This window comes from Rhodanobacter sp. ANJX3 (assembly GCF_014200755.1).
In the GTDB taxonomy this organism is placed as follows: Bacteria; Pseudomonadota; Gammaproteobacteria; order Xanthomonadales; family Rhodanobacteraceae; genus Rhodanobacter.
The window spans coordinates 691,925-711,806 of record NZ_JACHCM010000001.1; the positions used below are offsets into that span (position 1 = coordinate 691,925).

Genomic DNA, 19,882 nt, shown 5'->3' on the forward strand with positions numbered 1-19,882 from the left:
TCAACATGTCCGGTCTCAGCGCAATATCCGCGACCTAGGAAATTACCGTAGACCGCGACGGCATCCTCAGCTCTCGAGCAGTGCCGCGAGAATGCGCGGCACCTCGGCCGTGGCCGCCGCCAGGTGCGCAAAGATTTCCTCGATGCTGATTTCCGACTCGTCGCCGCAGCCGGCGGCAAAGTTGGCGACCAGCGCGAGGCAGGCGTATTGCAGCTCCAGCTCGCGCGCCAGCGAGGCCTCGGGCATGCCGGTCATGCCGACCAGATCGCAGCCGTCGCGCTTCATGCGCGCGATCTCGGCGCGGGTTTCCAGTCGCGGTCCCTGGGTGGCGCCATAGCAACCACCGGCGATCACCGCGATGCCGGCCTTGGCCGCGGCGGCCAGCACCGTCTGCCGCAGCGACTCGGTATACGGCTCGCTGAAATCGATGTGCTTTACCTCGGCACCGTCGGCGTCGCAGAAGCTGGTATAGCGGCCGTGGGTGTAATCGATGACCTGATCGGGCACCACGATCACACGTGGCCCCATATCGGCACGAATGCCGCCGACGGCGTTGACGCCGATGACTTTGCGCGCGCCCAGACTGTGCAACGCCCACAGGTTGGCACGGTAATTCACTCGATGCGGCGGCAGGCTGTGGCTTTCGCCGTGACGGGCCAGAAAGGCCACCCGCTTGCCGGCAAAATCGCCGATCACCACGTCACCGGCGGCCGGGCCGTACGGCGTATCCACTGCATGCCGCACGGTATTTTCCAGCCCGGGAAACTTGTACAGGCCGCTGCCACCGATCACGGCGAGGTCGATGTTGCTCATAGCTCAGCCCTCCTTCAACGCATAAATGGCCGGCAGATTGCGGCCCTGCTCGTGAAAGTCCATGCCGAAGCCGAACACGTAGCGGTCGGGGAGTTCGATGCCGTGAAAGTCGGCGCTGATGCCTTCGACCAGGCGATCGTGGCGCTTGGTGCACAGGCTGACGATCAGCACCCTTTTTGCGCCGCGTTGGTAGCAGTCGTCGCGCACGGCTTTCAGCGTGTGGCCTTCGTCGAGGATGTCGTCGACCAGCAGCACCACCCGATCGACCAGCGACACCTGAGGCTCGCGCAGCCAGTGCAGTTCGCTACCGGTGGTTTCGCCGCGATAGCGCGTGGCGTGGACGTAGTCGAATTCGAGATCGGTGCGGATGGCCAGAGCCAGCTGACCGGCGAAGATCAGCGCGCCGTTCATCACGGTGAGAAACACCGGACGCTCGCCGTCGAGCGCCGCATCGATCTTGTGCGCCATCTCGGCGATGACGCTGTCGATCTCTTGGCGCTCATGCAGCAGGTCGGCAGTAGCGAGCGCATCGGCGAGCGAAGGTGTGAGCGTGTTCATGCGTTTTCCCGATCGGCGTTCAACGCCGTGATGCGCGCGACGAAACGATCGCGCTGTGGATTGTTGAGAAGACCGGCCCAGCTGGCGCCGATGGCGCCGCGAAGCGCGGCAAGTTCGGGCGATAGGGCGCTCAGGCTCGCGCGGTCGGAGGCGCGATCCTGCACGGCGGCGATCGCCTGCGCCACCACGTCGGGGAAACAGGCCAGTACCAGATCGCAGCCCGCGTCGAGGTGGGCGCACACGCGCTCTTCCACGCTGCCGGCGGCACCGGCGGCGGCCATGCTGATGTCGTCGCTGATCACCGCGCCGGCAAAACCCAGCTCGCCGCGCAGGATCTGCTCGATCCATACGCGCGAATAGCCGGCAGGCTCGCCGTCGATCGCCGGATAGGTGACGTGCGCCATCATCACCGCCTCGACCTTGGCCTCGATGCATTCGGCAAACGGCAGCAGATCGTCACGGCGGATGGTGTCCAGATCGCGCGGGTCGATCGCCTGCGCCTTGTGCGTATCGGCAGCGACCGAGCCGTGGCCGGGGAAATGCTTGAGTACCGCTGCCATACCGCCCAGATGCATGCCGCGCACATAGGCCTGCGCCAGCTCGGCGGTGATCGCCGGATCGGCATGGAACGCGCGCAGGCCGATGGCCGCGTTGCCACGCGCCAGATCGACCACCGGCGCAAAGCTGAAATCCACGCCGCTGGCGCGCAGCTCGCTGGCCATGACCCAGGCGTGCTCCTCGGCCAGCCGCACCGCTTCCAGCGGATCGCGATCGTATACCTCGCCGATGCGTGCCAGCGCCGGCAGCCGGGTGAAGCCGTCGCGGAAGCGCTGTACCGGGCCGCCTTCCTGATCGACCGCGATCAGCAGCTCGTCGCCGCCGACCTCGCGGATGGCATCGCACAGCGCCACCAGCTGTTCGCGGCTGGCGTAGTTGCGCGAAAACAGCAGCACGCCGACGACGCCCGGCGCCGCGAGCCAGGGCTTTTCGTGATCGGCCAGTTCGAGGCCGGCGATACCGATCATCAGCATGCCGCGTCCTCCGCGGCGCGCTCTGCCGGCGACCACTGCGTGAACGGATGGGCGATCAGGTTGACGTTGTAGTAACGCGTCAGCGCGCTCACTTCTGCGCCCAGCCAGGCGGGTTTCGGAAACGCGGCGTCCACTGCCGACAGTTCGATCTCCGCCACGATCAGACCTTGGTTCTCGCCCAGAAATTCATCGATCTCGAACAGTGCCTCGCCGACGTGTACGTGGTGACGAATCTTTTCCAGCACGCCGTCGCACAACGTGGCCAGCAGCGCCTGCGCGTCGGCCAGCGCAATGGCGTACTCGAACTCGGCCCGCTCGATACCCGCCACCGCCGCCTTGATGTTCAACCAGGCCTGGTCGCCGGCGATGCGCGCGCGCACGGACGCGCGTGCGTCGCCATTGCGCAGCGCCTGCGCACCGACCAGATAACCTTGCGCGATGGTCTTGCTGTGCGAAACGCCGGCGCGCCAGCTGTCGTCGCGCAGAAGAAATTTTCGTTCGATTTCGATGGCCATGGCTTTTAGTTGAAAAGTGCGGCCATGGATGGCCGCTTTTTGATCTTCGCGTTAAAGGACTAACGCATAAATACAGCAATGGATTCGACGTGCGAAGTGTGCGGAAACATATCCATCACGCCGGCGGACTTCAGGGTAAACCCGTGCCGATCGACCAGGATGCCGGCATCGCGCGCCAGCGACGCCGGATGGCACGACACGTAGACGATGCGGCGCGTCTGCTTGTGCGGCAGGTATTCCAGCACCTTGTCGGCGCCAGCGCGCGGTGGATCGAGCAGCATCTTGTCCCATGGTTGGCGCGCCCAGTCGGCGCTGCGCTGATCCTCGAACAGGTTGGCCACCTGAAAGCGCGCGTTGGCGATGCCGTTGCGCGCGGCGTTCTGCGCCGCGCGTTCGACCAGACCGTGCTCGCCTTCCACGCCGACGACTTCAGCGACGCGCCGGGCGATCGGCAACGTGAAATTGCCCAAGCCGCAGAACAGGTCGAGCACGCGATCGGTCGGCTGCGGATCGAGCAGCTCCATCGTGCGCGCCATCATCCGCACATTCATGCCGGCATTGACCTGGACGAAATCCAGCGGCTGAAATTCCAGCTCGACGTCGTCGATGGCCGTGTCTGCGCTGGGAATGCGGAAGGCCAGACGCGGGTTCTCCGGCCACAGCGGATGCACACTGCTGTTGCCGCCGGGCTGCAAAAAGATAGCCAGATCGTGCTGCTGACCGAACGCGGTGAGCTTGGCCAGATCGGACTCACTCAATGGCTGCATGTGCCGGAAAACCAGTCCCATAGTGTCGTCGCCCGCAGCGAACTCGATCTGCGGAATATCGCTGGCCGCATCCATGCCGTTGATCAGATCGGCCAGCAGGCCGATCTTCGGACCGAGCGCCGGATGCATCACCTCGCACTGCTGGACGTCGGCAACAAAGGCGTGGTTACTCTCTTCGCGGAAGCCGACCAGCACGCGGCCCTTCTTCACCACGTTGCGAACGGAAAGCCTGCCCTTGCGCCGATAGCCCCACGACTGATCGGTCAGCGGCGGCAGCCACTGCTGCGGCGTCACCTTGCCGATGCGCTCGAAGTTTTCGGTCAGCACGCGCTGCTTGGTGGCGATCTGCGAGTCCGCGTCCAAATGCTGCAACGAACAGCCGCTGCATTCGCCGAAATGCCGGCAGCGCGGCTCGACCCGGTGCGGCGAGCGGGTGATCAGCTCGACCACCTCGGCCTCGTCGAAATGCCGATGGCGTTTGCGCAAGCGCAGCAGCACGTGTTCGTCCAGCAGCGCGCCGCTGACGAACACCGCCTTGCCGTCGACGCGGGTGACGCCGCGACCGTCGTGGCTGAGGTCGGTGATCACCGCTTCGAACGGTGTGGTGGATACGGAATTGGATCGGGACATAGGTAATCAGCAAGCCAGAAAATCGGCGCATCGACGGATGCGAAACACATTAGCCGCCGATTATCACAGATCGATTGCCACGCCGCCTTGCGGCAAGGACAACGCGCCTATTTCTGCTGCCAGGCGCCTGAAGCGTTCTGCACATACCAGCCGGCCTTGGCTCGATCGATCCAGCCCTTGGCAAACGTCGCCTGGATCTGCGCCTGCCACTCGGGATGGCCGTTGGCACTGGCCACTTCGCGATACAGCGCGGCGCGATCGCGGTTTTCGTCGGCCACCGTGGCGGACGCCTGGGCACGCTCACTCAGCGGCACCTTGGACGCGTCACGCATGGCGACCATGCCATCGCGGGTGAAGCCCACCGCGCCGCTGTCCAGCAGCGCTCCTAGCGGCCCTTGAAAGCGTCCACTCATGCGGGCGCTGATGGCTTCGGTAGCGGCGGTCTGCACACGGATGTTCGGCACATCGGCCGCGGCGGCGGTGGGAATCAGCACGTCCAGCAGCATCGCCGACGGGTGCTGGCCGCTATCCGCTGCCGGCGGCGGATCCTTGGGCGCGGGCTTGGCCGGGCTGGCGCTGTCGATCACGTTGCCGATGAACTGATCGGCGGCCTTTTGTGCGGCGGCCTCGGGGAAATACACGTTGATGGTGACGCAGCCGACCAGGGCGATGGCCAGAGTGGCGAGGAGTCCGACGACGAGTTTGCGCATGAGCCTTCCAACGTTGAATAACGACAAGGGGTGAAAGAAACGCCTCAACGCACCTGCGGCGCGGCGCCGTTGATGGCCCCCTGCAGACGCTCCACCAGGGTCGGCCAGTCGACCTGTGCCTGATGGCCGACGACCTGCAAACGCGGCAGGCCGCTGCCTTCGAGAATAGTGTAGCTGTCGCCGCCGGAGTCCAGCCCGCTCATCCGGCAGACCGATGCCTGCAGCGTGCAGTTGAGGCCGATGCGCTTGTAGCCGAAGGTCTTGAACAGCTTGAGCACCACGCCCTGCAGGCCGGCCGCGATGCCGCCACCGCCGACCGTGGTGAGATTGTTGACCGCGCGCTGGCTGATCCGCCCGCCGCTGCCGGCCAGCAGGCGTGCGTCGAACGCCACAGGCTTCCAGTCGACCAGTTGCAGCTTGTCGATCGAGCCGTCCATGCGGCCGGTGATGCTGCCGAAGTCGAATACGCTGGTCATCGCGCCCAGATCGAGCTGGCGCAGGCTCATGTCACCGCTCAGCGCGGGACTCGGGCCGAACGGCTGCTGCACGGACAGCCGAGTGATGTCGACAAAGCCGCCAAACAGGCTGGCCGACAGTCCGCCCTGCAACTCGATGCGATCGTCGATCCAGCGCAGCGAGGGAATCGCGCCGGCCAGGGTGCCGGGAAACGCGGGCCAGCCCATGGCACGGCTGAACGCGCTCATGTCGATGCCGAGCAGAACCAGGGAGGTGGTGAGCCGCTGCCCCTTCGCCGCAGCCGGGCGCCAGTCCAGCTGCCCTACGCGTAGATGACCGTTCAGCAACGGCACGTCGAGTGGTTTTTGCAGGCTCAGCAGGCCATCGCGACTTTGCCAGTGCGCCTGGGCGGCACCGTTGGTCAGGCGATAAAATTGCAGGCCGCTCCAGCCCAGCGTGGTGGCCGGCCGATCGCCCTGCACCGCCCAGTCCATGCCGCCGCGCAGATTCCTGATCGCCACACTACCGTCTGCCTCGGCCAGATCGAGATTATCTGTGTTGAAGGCGAACGCATGCAGCCCATCGGCGCGCATATCCACGGTGCCGCTGAGCTGCCCCGCACTGGTGAGGTTGCGCAGACCCATCGTGGCCAGCCACGCCTCGCCGTAGCGCTGATACGCGGCCGGAAAACTGGCGTGGAAGCGATCCAAGCTCAGGGTTTTCAGCATGCCTTTGGCATCGAATGCCAGCGCGCCCTCGAGCTGCAGCGCGTCGGCGTCGTTGATCTGCAGGCGATTCAAGGCGAAGGCACCGTTCTGCGCGGTAGCCTGCAAGCTCAGCGGCACGGCATGGTTCGGCAGCTTGGCGTAGATCGGCCCGAGCAGGATCTCGCCGCCACGCAGGCTGGTTTCCAGATCGATCTGTGCCGGCCCGTCGGTAGTGTCCAGATCGAACTGGCCCCCACCGCTGAGCCGCTGCGCCGCCAGCGTGCCGGACGGCGTATCGAAGCCCGCGTCGCTGAGAGTGAACTGACCGGACGACTGCAATCCGACATCGCGCACGTCCAGCGCCAGCTTGGCGTCGAGTTTGCCGCCGGTCGCGTGGCCCGACCACACCGTGCCGAGCAGGCCCTGCAACCAGCCGGCGGGCAGGTTTTTCAGGTCGATCTGCAGGTGGCTCAGCTGATCCAGCGGCATGGCGGTGCTGACCTGCGCCTTGCCCTGGGCGATGTCGATCTGCAGGGTATTGGCCGCTTCGCTGAGCTGCATGACCGCATGCGCGTTGCTCAACGCACCGCCTGGCGCATTCGCCAGCTGCACGCCGCTGTCGACAATCCAGCGCAGCTGCGAGTCGCGCTGCAGGCTGCCATCCAGCGTCAGGCCGAGCCGATGCCAGCCCATGGCCGCAATATCCGCCTGTGCGGCATGCAGCTGCAGGCGCAGGCCGCCCTTGCCGTCCTCACCGATGCGCACGTTCACCGACTGCAGTCGAACGCCCGGCACGCTGACGGCCCTGGCGCTCAGCACGATATCCGCCCGCGCGGGCGCTACCCACAGGCTGCCCAGCAGGAGCAGGCAGCACAGCAAAAGATGGCTTGATGTCGAACGCATGTCGCGCCATTCTGCCAAACTCAGATGAACGATATGGATTTCGTTATGCATCGATGGTTTTCCGACTCATCTTCGAAGGCGGCCGCGTCCATCGACAGCCCAGCCGCTGGTTCCGTCAAACCCTTGCAAGCCACTCATTTACGCGTACTCGTCGCCGACGACGATCCCGGCAGCTGCCGCTTCCTGTGCGATGGATTGCGCTCGATGGGCGCGCGCGCCGAGGCCTGCGGCAATGGCCTGTCGGCGCTGGAGCGAGCGCGGCTGGAAACGTTCGATCTGCTGCTACTGGACTGCCGGATGCCTGGCGCCGGTGCGCTGGAAATACTGACTCTGCTGCGCGAAGACGCCGAAGCACTGTCCGCCGACAGCACGGCCGTGGCGACGACCGCCGAACTGGCGCCGGCCGATCGCAAGGCGCTGCTCGGCGCCGGCTTCAGCGAGATTTTGCTCAAGCCCTGCGGGCTGAGCGATCTGCAGCGCCTGCTGACGCTGTCGGATCGCAGCGGCATCGCCATACTCGACGACGGCGCCGCGCTGATGACCACCGGCGATACCACCACGATGCGCGCGCTGCGCCTGCTGCTGCGCGAAGAGCTGGCGGTGCTCGAGCGCGAGCTGGACCAGGTCAGCCTGGATCGCGTCGACTTCGGCGAGCGCCTGCATCGGCTGCGGTCGTCATGCGGATTTTGCGGCGCCGCCACGCTCTCGACGCAGACGGCCTTGCTGCAAAGACAGCTGGCCCGAGCCGATGCCGCGCCGGTCTCGCTGGTGCGTTTCCGCCGCGCGCTGCTGGCGACGATCCAGGCGCTGGATCGCTGATCAGCGGCGCGTGCTGGCCATGGCCAGCACGCGCCAGGCGCGCAGCTCGCCGCCGCCGAGATGAAAGCGGATGATCTCGCGCATCAGGTCGCGCAGCGTACGCAAGCCGGCATTGTCCGGCATCCGATCCTGCTGAAGCGCGAGCAGATCGCTGCCTCGGATGGCCCGCGCATGGCTGGCTACGCTGCGCACGGCACCCTGATCGGCCCGATAGCGGTAGTGCTCGTCGGCTTCCAGCGGCTCGCCGTTTTCAGCGTCGAGCTCCAGCTGCAGGCCATAGCCGATCGCTTCCAGCAGATCGCGCTCGAACCGACGCAGCGTCCACGCCAGCGGCTCGCCGCCGGCCAGCCGTACCAGCGTGGTCGCATAGGCATCGAACAGGCTGGGAAACGGATCCTGCCGCTCGGTCAGCCGCACCACCAGCTCGTTGAGATAGAGGCTGGCCAGCGCCGCGTCGCCGACCATCCGCAGCGGCACGCCGACCGGTTCGACCGCGGTCAACGTGGCCAGCTCGCCGCGCAGCAGCAGATCCATCGCGATCGGCTGGAACGGCTCCAGCTGCGCCCGCTTCAGGCGGGCCTTTTCGCCGCGCACGCCGCGCGCGATCACACCGATGCGGCCGTGCTCGCGCGTCAGACACTCCAGCAACAACGACGTCTCGCGGTAAGGCCGCGCGTGCAGCACGTAGGCGGGTTGCTGTTCGATGCGCATGGCGGCTGTCTAGGGGAGAGGGACGAGTCGCGAGGGCGTAAATCCGAATCGCCTTCTTCGGCGTTATGTTTCGAAGAGCCTTCCTGAGGGCGCCCTCGCTACTCGCCTCTCGTCCCTCGCTCCTAATCCGTATACCCGAACTTCTTCAGCATGTTCTCGTCGTCCACCCAGCCTTCGCGCACCTTGACCCACAGCTTGAGGAAGACCTTGCGCTCGAACATGCGCTCCATATTGCGGCGGGCGCCGCTGCCGATCGCCTTGAGCTGGGCGCCACCGTTGCCGATGACGATGGCTTTCTGGCCGTCGCGCTCGACCCAGATGATGGCGTGGATTTCGGCGATGCCGTCGGGCCGGTCGCTGAACTGCTCGATTTCTACCGTGGTGGCATACGGCAGCTCCTGATCGAGCCGCAGCATCAGCTGTTCGCGCACCATTTCGGCGGCCAGAAAGCGCTCGCTGCGGTCGGTGACCTCGTCATCGGCATACTGCGGCGGCTGCACCGGCAGGCGCTTCAGGATCGCCTGTTCGAGCTCGCTCAAACCCTGCTTTTTCAGCGCGCTGACGTAGTGGATTTCATCGTAACTATGCTTGGTCACCAACTCGGTGACGAACGGCAGCATCACCGTCTTGTCCTTGTTGAGGTCGACCTTGTTGATCACCAGAATGCGTGGCGACGACTGCTCGACCAACGCCGCATATAGCGCCTCGTCCTCATCGGTGAAACGACCGGCCTCGATCACCTGCACCACCAGATCGACGTCGCTGATCGCCGAACGCGCGGCGCGATTCAGGCTGCGGTTCATGGCGCGCTTGGCACCGCGATGCAGACCGGGCGTATCGACGTACAGAATCTGCCCCGCTTCGCTGGTGGCGATACCGAGAATGCGGTGGCGCGTGGTCTGCGGCCGCGGGCTGACGATCGACAGGCGAAAGCCGATCAGCGCGTTCAGCAGCGTGGATTTGCCCACGTTCGGACGGCCGGCCAGCGCCACCGTACCGCAGCGAAAATCCTCGTGCGGCAGCTCGGGGCCGGTGTCTTTGGGGTGGTCCAGTTCGTGGTTCATGAGGTGAATTGCTCGACAAGTCGGACGGCAAGTGTAGTGCTTCGCCGCAAACAGCATGGAAAGGTGACCGGTGCGCACGAAGTCCCCGGCGGGTTGGGAGAGGCCCGCCGAACGCCAAAGGGCGGCCATGGCGAGAGAAATCAGGATTTTTTGCGCTGCTTTTCCAGCAGCTCGCTCAGCACGATGTCGGCCGCGTCCTGCTCGGCGGCGCGGCGGCTGTCGCCGCGCGTCTGTGCGCTCAGCGGCAGCGGCTGATCGATGGCGCAACGGACATCGAACGTCTTGGCGTGATCCTCGCCGTGGCTGGCGAGCAGATCGTATTGCGGCAGCGGCCAGCCGCCGGCCTGCAGATACTCCTGCAATCGGGTCTTGGCATCCTTGGAGGATCGACGCAACGCGATGACCCGCTCGCCAAACAGGCCGCGCAGCACTTCGCGACAGGCGTCGAAGCCGCCATCGAGATACACCGCGGCGATCAGTGCCTCAAAGGCATCGGCCAGAATCGAATCGCGACGAAAACCGCCGCTCTTTAGCTCCCCGGGCCCGAGCTTGAGCTCGTCACCCAGCGCCAGTTCGCGCGCCACCGCGGCGAGAGCCTGGCCGTTGACCAGCTGCGCGCGCAGCCGTGAAAGCTCGCCTTCACTGGCCTTGGGATGAACCTCGAACAGCAGTTCGGCGATGACGGCACCCAGCAACGCATCGCCAAGAAACTCCAGTCGCTCGTTGTTCGGCTTGCCGACGCTGCGGTGGGTGAGCGCCAGCTGCGCCAGCGCCGGGTCGCGAAAACGATAGGACAGTTGCACCATTTACTGGCCTACATTGCCCTGCAGCGGCACACTCTTGTGGAAGTGCAGCAGAAAATCGATGTTGTACATGAACGGGATTTGCTTGTCGTAATCGACATTGAGCGTGTTGCCACCGCCCGCATCGCGCTTGATCGTGATATCGCTCGGCTTGATGGTGGCGTCGTCGACGTACTGGAAGCCCAGCTTGAAGAACAGGTCGCGACGGATATCGTCGAGCGTCTTGCCGTTGGTGCCTGCGGTGGCGATCTGGTTCATCGCCTTGCTGACACCCATCGATTCAGAATAGGACGGGAACAACTTCATCGCCATATAGGCAAAAAAGCCGACGATGATGATGAGAAACAAAAACCCGATCAGAGTGACGCCCGACTGTTTCGATTTCATAGTCCCCTCACTATGCCGCCAGGTGGCGTGCTTATGGTCTGCGTATTGCATATCGAAGAATACGGCGCGATAAAACATCGCGGCCATGCCTAAAAGATAACCTGCCTGAAAAATGACCCGCGCGGATTCACTCGTCCCTTCGATACCTCTGGCTGCCACCGGCATTGCCGACGCACCGCTCGCGCCAGCGGATTCTCGCACGGCCGGCGCGCTTGTGTTCAATTCGATTGCCGGAGTAGCAGTCCGGCAGAATCGGATGACGCAATCTCGCCTAGTGAATCAGCGTGCCGATGCGCGAGAAATCCACGCCACCGGTGTGCAGGCCCTTCCAACTCATCCAGATCAGAAACGCCTTGCCGGCCAGGTTCTGCTCCGGCATGCAGCCCCACCAGCGGCTGTCCAGGCTGTTTTCGCGATCGTCGCCCATCACTAGATAGCAGCCTTGCGGCACCAGCGAGGGCACTTTGGAATTCGGGATCGAACGCGTAGGGCCGCGAAGCGGCATGCGCGCGATCAGATGATCGCGCGTGCCGAGGTGTTCGTTCCACACGGTGGCCTCGAAATTCAGCAGTTGGGCGTCTTCTTCGCGCTGCGGGTTGCCCTTGAACGGACCGATTTCCTCGTCGACCACCGGCTTGCCGTTGATGATGATCTGGCTATCGTGCACCTCAACGGTGTCGCCCGGCAGGCCGATGATCCGCTTAATCCAGTTCTGGCTCTGCACCGGCAGATGCGGCGTCGGGCAGGTGTCATCCGGGCCGAGGGCGGGCTCGCCGTCTTCGCCGCCGCCGACGCGAATCATCTGACCGCTTTCATCTTTGCAGAGATATCCAGGAAAGCGGAATACCACCACGTCGCCGCGCTTGGGTTCGCCAATGCTGAGGAACTTGGTGTTGAAGGCCGGCATGCGCAGGCCGTAGGCAAACTTGTTGACCAGAATAAAGTCGCCGACATCGAGTGTCGGCATCATCGAGCCGGAGGGAATGCGAAAAGGCTCGGCCACGAACGAACGCAGCAGCAGCACCACCAACACCACCGGAAACAGCGAGCGCGCCCAGTCTACCGCCACCGGATCGGTGTACTCGGTGCCGGCGGCATCGAGACGTGCCTTGCGCTTTTTGTACAGAAACAGGCGATCCAGGCCCCACACCACGCCGAACAGCACAGTGAGGCCAAGCAGAATCGCCGAAAAATCAAAATCCATGGAGTGCTCCGTCGTTATCGATCCAGACCGGTTTCAATTCGATATCGGTCAGATCATCGCCTAAATCGATGACCCAGCGCTTATTTATCTACCCGCAACACCGCAAGAAACGCTTCCTGCGGAATTTCCACCCGCCCGACCTGCTTCATGCGCTTCTTGCCTTCCTTCTGCTTTTCCAGAAGTTTCTTTTTGCGGCTCACGTCGCCGCCGTAGCACTTGGCCAGAACGTTCTTGCGCAGCGCTTTCACGGTGGAGCGAGCGATGATCTGCGCGCCCACGGCAGCCTGGATCGCCACGTCGAATTGCTGGCGCGGGATAAGGTCTTTCATGCGTTCCACCAGCTCGCGGCCTTTGCGGTCGGCATGGCTGCGGTGCAGGATCAGGCTCAGCGCGTCGACGCGGTCACCGTTGATCAGCACATCGGTGCGCACGAATGGGCCGGCCTCGAAGCGCTCGAAGTGATAGTCCATCGAGGCATAGCCGCGCGACACGGATTTCAACCGGTCGAAGAAATCCATCACGACTTCGGCCAGCGGCATTTCGTAAACGATCTGCACCTGCGTGGCCAAGTACTGGATCGAGCGCTGCACGCCGCGCTTGTCCTGGCACAGCGTGACGATGTTGCCGATGTAGGCCTCAGGGGTGAGGATGCTGGCCACGATGATCGGCTCGCGGATTTCCTGCACTTGCGGCGACGACGGCAGCTTGGAAGGGTTGTCCAGCATCATGATGCTGCCGTCGGTTTTCAGGATCTCGTAGATCACGGTGGGCGCGGTGGTGATCAGATCGAGATCGTATTCGCGCTCCAGCCGCTCCTGCACGATTTCCATGTGCAGCATGCCGAGAAACCCGCAGCGAAAACCGAAGCCCATCGCCTCGGACGACTCCGGCTCGAAAAACAGCGCGGCGTCGTTCAGGCGCAGCTTGTCCAGCGCCTCGCGCATCGCCGGGTAATCGTCGGAGGACACCGGAAACAGGCCGGCGAACACGCGCGGCTGCATGTGCTGAAAACCCGGCAGCGCCTTCTCCGCCGGCTTGCCTGCATGGGTCAGCGTGTCGCCGACCGGCGCGCCGTGCACGTCCTTGATCGAGGCGTTGATCCAGCCGACTTCGCCCGCGCCCAGATGGTCGAGCTTCTTGCGCTTGGGCGTGAACACGCCGACGTCGCCGACTTCGTGGGTGCGGCCGGTCGACATCACCAGCAGCTTGTCGCCGGGACGGATCTCGCCCTGCATCACGCGCACGAGCGACACGACGCCCAGGTAATTGTCGAACCACGAGTCGATGATCAGCGCCTGCAGCCGATCGGTATCGCGCGGCTTAGGCGGCGGAATGCGGGCGATGATCGCCTCCAGCACCTCGATCACGTTGAGGCCGGTCTTGGCGCTGATCGCCACCGCGTCGGTGGCATCGATGCCGATCACGGCCTCGATCTCGAGCTTTACCTTTTCGATATCGGCCGTCGGCAGATCGATCTTGTTGAGCACGGGAATCACTTCGAGCCCCTGCTCCACCGCGGTGTAGCAGTTGGCGACCGACTGTGCCTCGACACCCTGCGCCGCATCGACCACCAGCAGCGCGCCTTCGCATGCGGCCAACGAGCGGCTGACCTCGTAGGAGAAATCCACATGCCCGGGCGTGTCGATGAAATTCAGCTGATAGGTCTTGCCGTCACGCGCGGTGTACGGCAGCGACACCGACTGCGCCTTGATGGTGATGCCGCGCTCGCGCTCGATCGGGTTGTTGTCCAACACCTGCGCTTCCATCTCGCGATCGGCCAGACCGCCGCACAGCTGGATGATGCGATCGGCGAGCGTCGACTTGCCGTGGTCGATATGGGCAATGATGGAGAAGTTGCGGATCAATTCCATGGAGCGCTGGCGGCCTGTCGAACGTGGGTCTGCCGCCACACGCGGCGCGCAGGCAGCGCACCACCGACGGGTGATGCTAACCCGGCATTATTGCATGGAACGCACCGCCCCGGCCGCATGGCCACGGCGGAGATCGAGAGGTGCCGCTTGAGCGATACGAGCTGTCGCCACACCCGGCATCAGGCCGAAACGTGGCGGCAGCACAAGCACCGCGCTTATTTGCCGTCCGGCACCGTCAAGCCGATGAATTGGCTCTGGTCGCCGCGACGCACCAGCAGCAGCACGGTATCGCCTGCTTTCAGGCCCTTGGTGGCGGCCTGGAAGGCGGTGACGTTGCCGACCCGCTGCTGGTTCACCATCAAAATGATGTCGCCTTGCTGCAGGCCGGCGCTGGCCGCCGCGCGCCCGGTGATGCCGCCGATCTGGACACCTTCGCCGGATTTCAGGCCCAGCTGCTGACGGGTTGCCGCATCGATGTTCTGCACCGAAAGGCCCAGCGCGGTCGAACCCGATGGCGCGGACGCAGAGCCGCCGTCGGACGCGCTCGACAACGTCTTGTCATCACGCGGAGCGGCGCCCACGACGACCGGGATGGTTATTTTCTTGCCGTCACGAATGATGTCCAGCGTTGCCTTGGTGCCCGGCTTGGTCAAGCCGACCAGCGGCGGCAGATCGGGCGCTTGGCTGATGGGCTGGCCGTTGTATCCGACGATGATGTCGCCCTGCTGTATCCCGGCCTTGCCGGCAGCACTGCCGGCGTCGACGTCGGAAACGATGGCGCCATTCGCATTGGGCAGCTTCAGCGCCTTGACCACATCGTCGCTGAGTGGCCCCACGTGCACGCCGAGCTGACCGCGAGTGACGAAGCCATGTGCCTTGATCTGCTCGACCGCGCTCATCGCCACGTCGATCGGGATCGAGAACGCCACGCCCTGGTAGCCTCCGGTGCTGGAATAGATCTGCGAATTGACGCCGACCACCTGGCCCTGCAGGTTGAACAGCGGACCGCCGGAGTTGCCGCGGTTGATCGGCACGTCGGTCTGGATAAACGAGGTGTACGGTTGGTCGGCACTGCCCAGATTGCGTCCGACGGCACTGACGATGCCCTGCGTCACGGTGTAATCGAAACCGAACGGCGAGCCGATGGCCAGCACCCACTGGCCGGCCTTGAGCGTGCGCGAATCGCCGACGCTGACTGCCGGTAAGTTGTCGCCGTCGTTGATCTTCAGCACGGCGATGTCGTATTTCGGATCGGTACCGACGACCTTGGCAGTGAACGTGCGCCGATCCTGCAAGCGCACGGTCACCTCGTCGGCGCCGTCGACAACGTGGTTGTTGGTCAACACGTAGCCATCGCGCGAAATGATGAAACCCGAACCCAGCGAGGTGTGCTTCTGGTCTTCCGGCGAGGGCATCATCGGCATGCCGAAAAAGCGTCGAAACATTTCCGCCTGCGGATCGTCCGGGCTGCCGTCCTGATCGGGATCGGTCGACGCGCGCGACGGCTTTCGGCTCTTGCCGTTGTATTTGGCTTCAACGTGCACCACGGCAGGCGCGTTTCTCTCGACGATGCCGGTGAAATCCGGCAGGCCGCCAGTAGCCATCGTGGTGGTCTGCGCCCATGCGCTGCCGGTGGCGACAGCAAGACTCAGCGACACGCCGCACGCCAGAGTGCGCAAGACGGGAAATTTCATGACTCCTCCTAGTAGGGTTGGCTTGATGAAAAACATGGGCGCCGCCCGATCGCTCGACTTGCGAACCTCGCCGCCGCAGGCGGGATGCCCGGTAACCAGGCAGCGGCATCCGCCCATAAAAAAACCGTCGGCCCGGGTGGGCCGACGGTTCGGAGACAAACACGATGGGCGGCGGCACCCGTCACTGGCGTAACGGCAAATTCAGTGCACCGCGGCCGCAGCCTGTCGCGGCGGATTCTGCGAAACCGGCTGCTGCTGTGGATCGAGCAGCAATAAGTAGCTACCGTCGTTATTGTTCAAAGTGCGGTAGCGGTGCATCAGCGGATACGCCGAGAGACGCTTGCTGCCGTACACCGGCTGATTGCCGCCCGGAAAAATCTCGCTGGTGGCGGACGCCTGCTGGCTCAACGTGCCCGCCGAATTGCCGCTCAGCCAGGACGGCACCGTGGCCGGAATCGACGATTTGCGCGCTGGCGTGATGTCGGCAACGGCACTGCTGCCGGCCGCCCGCTGACCGCTGGGTGCCGCCGCGGTGCGATCCACATCCGCCACAGGCTGGCCGATCATCAGCGCGGCCGCGGCCACGCTGGCAGCGATGGCGCCGCCGGCGGACCAGCGCAGCCAGTGATTGCGCTTTGTGCCGACAGGCGCAGCCTCCTGATCGATCGCCAGCATCACCCGAGAGGCGAAACTCGACGACGCCAGCGCCGGCAACTGCCGACGCAGCCCATCGCGAGCCAGGTTGTAACGCGTCCACGTCTGCTGCAGCGAGACGTCGTGATCGAGCCGGCGCAATAAAAAGCGCATGGCCTCTTTCGACAGCTCGCCGTCGAGGCCGGCGGAAAGGTCTTCGTTGGCGTTCGGGGTCATGTCTGGCTTGTTCATGTCTTGTCCTCGCGGTCCGACAATAGCGGCCGCAGCTTTTCATCGATCGCTTCACGTGCCCGGAAGATGCGCGAACGCACCGTACCGATCGGGCAACCCATCGCCTCTGCGATTTCGTCATAACTCAGACCGTCCACTTCGCGAAGCGTGATGGCGGTACGCAGTTCTTCGGGCAAGGCTTGGACAGTGGAAAATACGGATTGTTCAATTTCCTGGCGCATCATTTCGCGTTCGGGCGTGGCGCTGTCATGCATGCGCTCGGCGCCTGCCATGAAAACCGCATCCTCGGCGTCCACATCGTCGGTCGGCGGACGGCGGCCCATCGCCACCAGATGGTTTTTGGCCGTATTTACCGCAATCTTGTACAGCCACGTATAAAACGCGCTGTCGCCGCGGAACGAACCGAGGGCCCGCCACGCGCGAATAAACGACTCCTGCGCAATATCCTCGCACTCGGCGTGGCTGCGCACGTAGCGGGATACCAGGGCGATGACCTTATGCTGGTACTTGCGCACCAAGAGGTCGAAAGCTCGCTTGTCCCCGTTCTGAACACGCTCGACCAGCGCGCGATCCAGTTCGTTTTCGCCCATTCGGGCTGTATCCATCGTCAATGCCGTCATCCGCTGCGGGAACTGGGTTAAAACTGGACACGCGGGTCAGACAGCAACCTGCCGGTCAAGTTCAGCGTGTGCGTGATTATTCCGTCAAACATAGCGCAACGCCCGTTGGAAGATTGTCAGACCAGACCCGGCCTGCACGCATATCCGCTTGGCAGGGTTATGGGGACAGCCGAGCCGGGCTCAAGCCGCCACCGTCGTGCGCTCATCCAGCAGTCGCTGACGTTCGGCCAGCAGGCTGCCGAAATGGAGCGGCGGCTGGGGCCGGCAGAAAAGATAGCCCTGCAGCTCATCGCACCGATGCTCACGCAGAAATTCGAAATGCTGCTCGGTCTCGACGCCCTCGGCCACTACGGCGCGATTGAGCCGATGCGCCATGTCGATGGTCGCGCGCACGATCGCCTCGTCGTCCGGATCGACGCCGATATTGCGGACGAAACTCTGGTCGATCTTGATGCGATCGGTCGGCAGCCGCCGCAGGTAATCCAGCGAAGCCGCTCCGGTACCGAAATCGTCGATCGCGATGTGACAGCCGAGCCGGTGCAGCGCGTTGAGATTCTCGATCAGGTTTGGCGCCGCCTTGATGCTGATGCTTTCGGTAATCTCCAGCTCCAGGAGATCTGGATCGAGCCCGGTGTCGGTCAGCACCCTCGCCACGGTATCCAGAAGATGCGGCTCCATCAGCTGCACGGCGGACAGATTCACGCCCAGGCGCAGGCGCAGCCCGTACTGTCGCTCCCATTCCTGCGCCTGCCGGCAGGCGGTGCGCATGACCCATTCGCCGATCGAGACGATCAAGCCGGTTTCCTCGGCCAGCGGAATGAAAACCGCGGGACTGATCATGCCGAGCTCCGGATGCTCCCAGCGCACCAGCGCCTCCATGCCGACGATGTCTTCGCTGCCTGTATCCACCTGCGGCTGGTAGACCACGCGCAGCTCGCCGTTGCCCTCGGCGTGACGCAGACGCGAACGCAGCACGGTGCCATGCTGCTTCGCGTATTCCGGGCTCATCTCGTAGATCTTGAAGGTATTTCGACCCTGCTTCTTGGCCGCATACATCGCCTCGTCCGCGTGCCGGAGCAGGATTTCGGTGTCACCGGCATCGTCGGGGAAAAAGCTCAGCCCCATCGACACTGTGACATTCAGCGTAACGCCCGTATCCAGATTCAGCGGCGTGCTCATCGCCTGCACGATCTTTTCGGCCACACGCTGCACGTCGTCGTTCTTGACGATATGCCGCAGCACGATGATGAACTCGTCACCGGCATAGCGCGCTACCGTATCGGACGCACGCACGCTGGCGATCAGCCGCTGGGCGACCACGCGCAGCACCTGATCGCCCGCCGCATGGCCGTGGCTGTCGTTGATCGCCTTGAACTGATCGAGATCGACAAAGAGCACGGCGAAGCATTCGCCGCTGCGCGTCGCCTCGCTGAGGATCGTGTCGAGCCGGTCGTTGAACAGCAGGCGGTTGGGCAAGCCGGTGAGCGCGTCGACGAGACCCTCGGCGCGCGCCTGTGCGCGCGTGCGGTTCAACTCGATGACCTGTGCGAAACGTGCCGCCGCACAGCGCAACACCGGTTCGATGATTGCCATTTCGCCAAAGGCTTTGCGGCTGCCGGCCAGCATCGCACCGAGCACGGTGTGGCGCTCGTCGTACAACGGCAGGCCGGCAAACCCGGTCAACCCTAGCTGCAGCAACAGCGGGTCCGGCGATGCCAGGGCAAGCGCATCGCTACGGTAGAGAAACGCTTTGCCGGCCAGCACCGACTGCAGCGACGTCTGCCACTGCGCCGCAGGCCATTCGAGGTCATCGCCGCTCCACAGCTGCAGCAGCTGATTCGGGGCGTCGATGGCGCCGGTGCGCACCGACCACACGGTCAGGTAATCCAGCCCCAGCTCATCGAACAGCAGGCGGGCCGCCGCGATCTGCGTGTCCACGCCGCTGGTCGAAATAAACATGCGTGACAGCAGCGCCAGCGCGGCTTCCGCGCGCAGGTCGGCGCGGTCGCTGCGAAACATCAGTGCCAGCGCCGCGCTCCCCGCGTGAGGAATGCGACGTACGTTGGCCTGGCCGGTATCGTCGCCCTGCGCGGACTTTCGCTGGCACGGATACCAGCGCCGGTCGGCATCGAGCAATACCTGCTCGATGCCGACGCCTTCAAAACGCAGCATCTCGGCCAGCGGCATGCCCTCCCACTGGCTGGCGTGCAGGCGGCTGTGCCGCACCACGGTGGAACTGACTTCAAGCACGCATTGCGACGTCGGGTCGACGATCAGCCACTCGCTATCGCTCTCGTCGAACAGGTAACGATAATCGCCCTGCCCGTCGGTGCTAGGCGATCGGTTGTTTGCGCCCGCAGGCAGCCGGGTTTGCAGACGCCGCCAGCGCGTCGCCAGCTCACTGGCGATTTGCGTCACGTGAAGCCAGTCGCAAACGCAGGACGGCAGCTCGCTGGGATCGAAGGATGCGCTCTCGCCCAGCACGGCGAGCAACGGCGTATCCAAACCACCGGGCAAAGTTTGCATCTGCTCGCAGGTCAGCTGCGCCTGCTGCTCGTCACCATCTAGTACCGCGATAATCAGCTGCAGCGCCGGCCGACCTTCCAGCAGGATCGCTGCGTGCGTCACATCGCGGGCGCTGTGGATGCAGGGATAGCCCGCCTGATCCAACGCATCGAACAACTGGCGGCGCAGATTGCGCTCGGCCGCGACCACCAGAATGCCGGAATGCAAA

At 64.2% G+C, this 19,882-nt stretch carries 18 protein-coding genes; 1 reads left to right on the forward strand and 17 read right to left on the reverse strand.

Annotated elements, in window-relative coordinates; genetic code table 11:
- Window positions 1-66: 66 nt before the first annotated feature.
- From HDE76_RS02895 to HDE76_RS02925, 7 genes are all read right to left on the reverse strand, one after another.
- The gene (locus tag HDE76_RS02895; RefSeq protein ID WP_179476823.1) at window positions 67-813 is read right to left on the reverse strand and encodes an S-methyl-5'-thioinosine phosphorylase; all 747 of its coding nucleotides are present in this window, start codon (window positions 811-813) and stop codon (window positions 67-69) included.
- Between the two features lie 3 nt (window positions 814-816).
- Window positions 817-1,371, reverse strand: a complete 555-nt coding sequence (locus HDE76_RS02900; RefSeq protein WP_184505326.1) for a hypoxanthine-guanine phosphoribosyltransferase — start codon at window positions 1,369-1,371, stop codon at window positions 817-819.
- A complete protein-coding gene (gene nagZ, locus HDE76_RS02905) occupies window positions 1,368-2,402 on the reverse strand; it encodes a beta-N-acetylhexosaminidase (protein ID WP_179476825.1) in 1,035 nt (344 codons plus the stop codon). Before nagZ ends, HDE76_RS02900 begins: the two co-directional genes overlap by 4 nt.
- Entirely contained in the window at window positions 2,396-2,917 is a 522-nt protein-coding gene (locus tag HDE76_RS02910; RefSeq protein ID WP_179476826.1) for a CYTH domain-containing protein, read from the reverse strand. Before HDE76_RS02910 ends, nagZ begins: the two co-directional genes overlap by 7 nt.
- 59 nt (window positions 2,918-2,976) lie before the next feature.
- Entirely contained in the window at window positions 2,977-4,314 is a 1,338-nt protein-coding gene (gene rlmD / locus HDE76_RS02915) for a 23S rRNA (uracil(1939)-C(5))-methyltransferase RlmD (protein ID WP_179476827.1), read from the reverse strand.
- Window positions 4,315-4,421: 107 nt separating this feature from the next.
- On the reverse strand, window positions 4,422-5,024 hold the full coding sequence (locus HDE76_RS02920; protein ID WP_179476828.1) for a YdbL family protein: 603 nt from the start codon (window positions 5,022-5,024) through the stop codon (window positions 4,422-4,424).
- Between the two features lie 44 nt (window positions 5,025-5,068).
- Window positions 5,069-7,090 (reverse strand): hypothetical protein, encoded by a 2,022-nt coding sequence (locus tag HDE76_RS02925; protein ID WP_184505705.1) that lies wholly within the window; start codon window positions 7,088-7,090, stop codon window positions 5,069-5,071.
- Between the two features lie 123 nt (window positions 7,091-7,213).
- On the opposite strand from HDE76_RS02925, the gene HDE76_RS02930 reads away from it, so the two are divergent.
- Window positions 7,214-7,909: a response regulator gene (locus tag HDE76_RS02930; protein ID WP_255457552.1), complete on the forward strand. Its 696-nt coding sequence runs from the start codon at window positions 7,214-7,216 to the stop codon at window positions 7,907-7,909.
- Here the strand turns inward: HDE76_RS02930 and recO are convergent, their stop codons facing one another.
- The 10 genes from recO to HDE76_RS02980 form a co-directional block, all read right to left on the reverse strand.
- Window positions 7,910-8,620 (reverse strand): DNA repair protein RecO, encoded by a 711-nt coding sequence (recO, locus tag HDE76_RS02935; protein ID WP_184505328.1) that lies wholly within the window; start codon window positions 8,618-8,620, stop codon window positions 7,910-7,912. It abuts the gene before it with no gap.
- A 122-nt stretch (window positions 8,621-8,742) separates the two neighbouring features.
- Window positions 8,743-9,684, reverse strand: a complete 942-nt coding sequence (gene era / locus HDE76_RS02940) for a GTPase Era (protein ID WP_184505330.1) — start codon at window positions 9,682-9,684, stop codon at window positions 8,743-8,745.
- Between the two features lie 140 nt (window positions 9,685-9,824).
- On the reverse strand, window positions 9,825-10,487 hold the full coding sequence (gene rnc, locus HDE76_RS02945; protein WP_179477108.1) for a ribonuclease III: 663 nt from the start codon (window positions 10,485-10,487) through the stop codon (window positions 9,825-9,827).
- Window positions 10,488-10,490: 3 nt separating this feature from the next.
- A complete protein-coding gene (locus HDE76_RS02950; RefSeq protein WP_255481390.1) occupies window positions 10,491-11,039 on the reverse strand; it encodes a DUF4845 domain-containing protein in 549 nt (182 codons plus the stop codon).
- 106 nt (window positions 11,040-11,145) lie between these two features.
- Window positions 11,146-12,078 carry a signal peptidase I gene (gene lepB / locus HDE76_RS02955; RefSeq protein ID WP_179476833.1) on the reverse strand — a complete coding sequence of 311 codons (933 nt, stop codon included), beginning with the start codon at window positions 12,076-12,078 and terminating at the stop codon, window positions 11,146-11,148.
- 80 nt (window positions 12,079-12,158) lie between these two features.
- Complete coding sequence (gene lepA, locus HDE76_RS02960) at window positions 12,159-13,949, reverse strand: translation elongation factor 4 (protein WP_179476834.1); 1,791 nt, start codon at window positions 13,947-13,949, stop codon at window positions 12,159-12,161.
- Between the two features lie 215 nt (window positions 13,950-14,164).
- Window positions 14,165-15,643, reverse strand: coding sequence for a DegQ family serine endoprotease (locus HDE76_RS02965; RefSeq protein ID WP_179476835.1), 1,479 nt, complete (start codon window positions 15,641-15,643; stop codon window positions 14,165-14,167).
- Window positions 15,644-15,844: 201 nt separating this feature from the next.
- Window positions 15,845-16,528 (reverse strand): sigma-E factor negative regulatory protein, encoded by a 684-nt coding sequence (locus HDE76_RS02970; protein WP_255457554.1) that lies wholly within the window; start codon window positions 16,526-16,528, stop codon window positions 15,845-15,847.
- Entirely contained in the window at window positions 16,525-17,118 is a 594-nt protein-coding gene (gene rpoE / locus HDE76_RS02975; RefSeq protein ID WP_179477111.1) for an RNA polymerase sigma factor RpoE, read from the reverse strand. The genes HDE76_RS02970 and rpoE overlap by 4 nt, the downstream gene beginning before the upstream one ends.
- Window positions 17,119-17,328: 210 nt before the next feature.
- Window positions 17,329-19,881: a bifunctional diguanylate cyclase/phosphodiesterase gene (locus HDE76_RS02980; RefSeq protein ID WP_179477112.1), complete on the reverse strand. Its 2,553-nt coding sequence runs from the start codon at window positions 19,879-19,881 to the stop codon at window positions 17,329-17,331.
- Between the last annotated feature and the right edge of the window lies 1 nt (window position 19,882).

Bases quoted from the DNA above. Each gene is read 5' to 3' on its own strand.
- HDE76_RS02895 (WP_179476823.1), bottom strand. From the start codon at position 813: ATGAGCAACATCGACCTCGCCGTGATCGGTGGCAGCGGCCTGTACAAG.
- HDE76_RS02900 (WP_184505326.1), bottom strand. From the start codon at position 1,371: ATGAACACGCTCACACCTTCGCTCGCCGATGCGCTCGCTACTGCCGAC.
- nagZ (WP_179476825.1), bottom strand. From the start codon at position 2,402: ATGCTGATGATCGGTATCGCCGGCCTCGAACTGGCCGATCACGAAAAG.
- HDE76_RS02910 (WP_179476826.1), bottom strand. From the start codon at position 2,917: ATGGCCATCGAAATCGAACGAAAATTTCTTCTGCGCGACGACAGCTGG.
- rlmD (WP_179476827.1), bottom strand. From the start codon at position 4,314: ATGTCCCGATCCAATTCCGTATCCACCACACCGTTCGAAGCGGTGATC.
- HDE76_RS02920 (WP_179476828.1), bottom strand. From the start codon at position 5,024: ATGCGCAAACTCGTCGTCGGACTCCTCGCCACTCTGGCCATCGCCCTG.
- HDE76_RS02925 (WP_184505705.1), bottom strand. From the start codon at position 7,090: ATGCGTTCGACATCAAGCCATCTTTTGCTGTGCTGCCTGCTCCTGCTG.
- recO (WP_184505328.1), bottom strand. From the start codon at position 8,620: ATGCGCATCGAACAGCAACCCGCCTACGTGCTGCACGCGCGGCCTTAC.
- era (WP_184505330.1), bottom strand. From the start codon at position 9,684: ATGAACCACGAACTGGACCACCCCAAAGACACCGGCCCCGAGCTGCCG.
- HDE76_RS02950 (WP_255481390.1), bottom strand. From the start codon at position 11,039: ATGCCGGTGGCAGCCAGAGGTATCGAAGGGACGAGTGAATCCGCGCGG.
- lepB (WP_179476833.1), bottom strand. From the start codon at position 12,078: ATGGATTTTGATTTTTCGGCGATTCTGCTTGGCCTCACTGTGCTGTTC.
- lepA (WP_179476834.1), bottom strand. From the start codon at position 13,949: ATGGAATTGATCCGCAACTTCTCCATCATTGCCCATATCGACCACGGC.
- HDE76_RS02965 (WP_179476835.1), bottom strand. From the start codon at position 15,643: ATGAAATTTCCCGTCTTGCGCACTCTGGCGTGCGGCGTGTCGCTGAGT.
- HDE76_RS02970 (WP_255457554.1), bottom strand. From the start codon at position 16,528: ATGAACAAGCCAGACATGACCCCGAACGCCAACGAAGACCTTTCCGCC.
- rpoE (WP_179477111.1), bottom strand. From the start codon at position 17,118: ATGGGCGAAAACGAACTGGATCGCGCGCTGGTCGAGCGTGTTCAGAAC.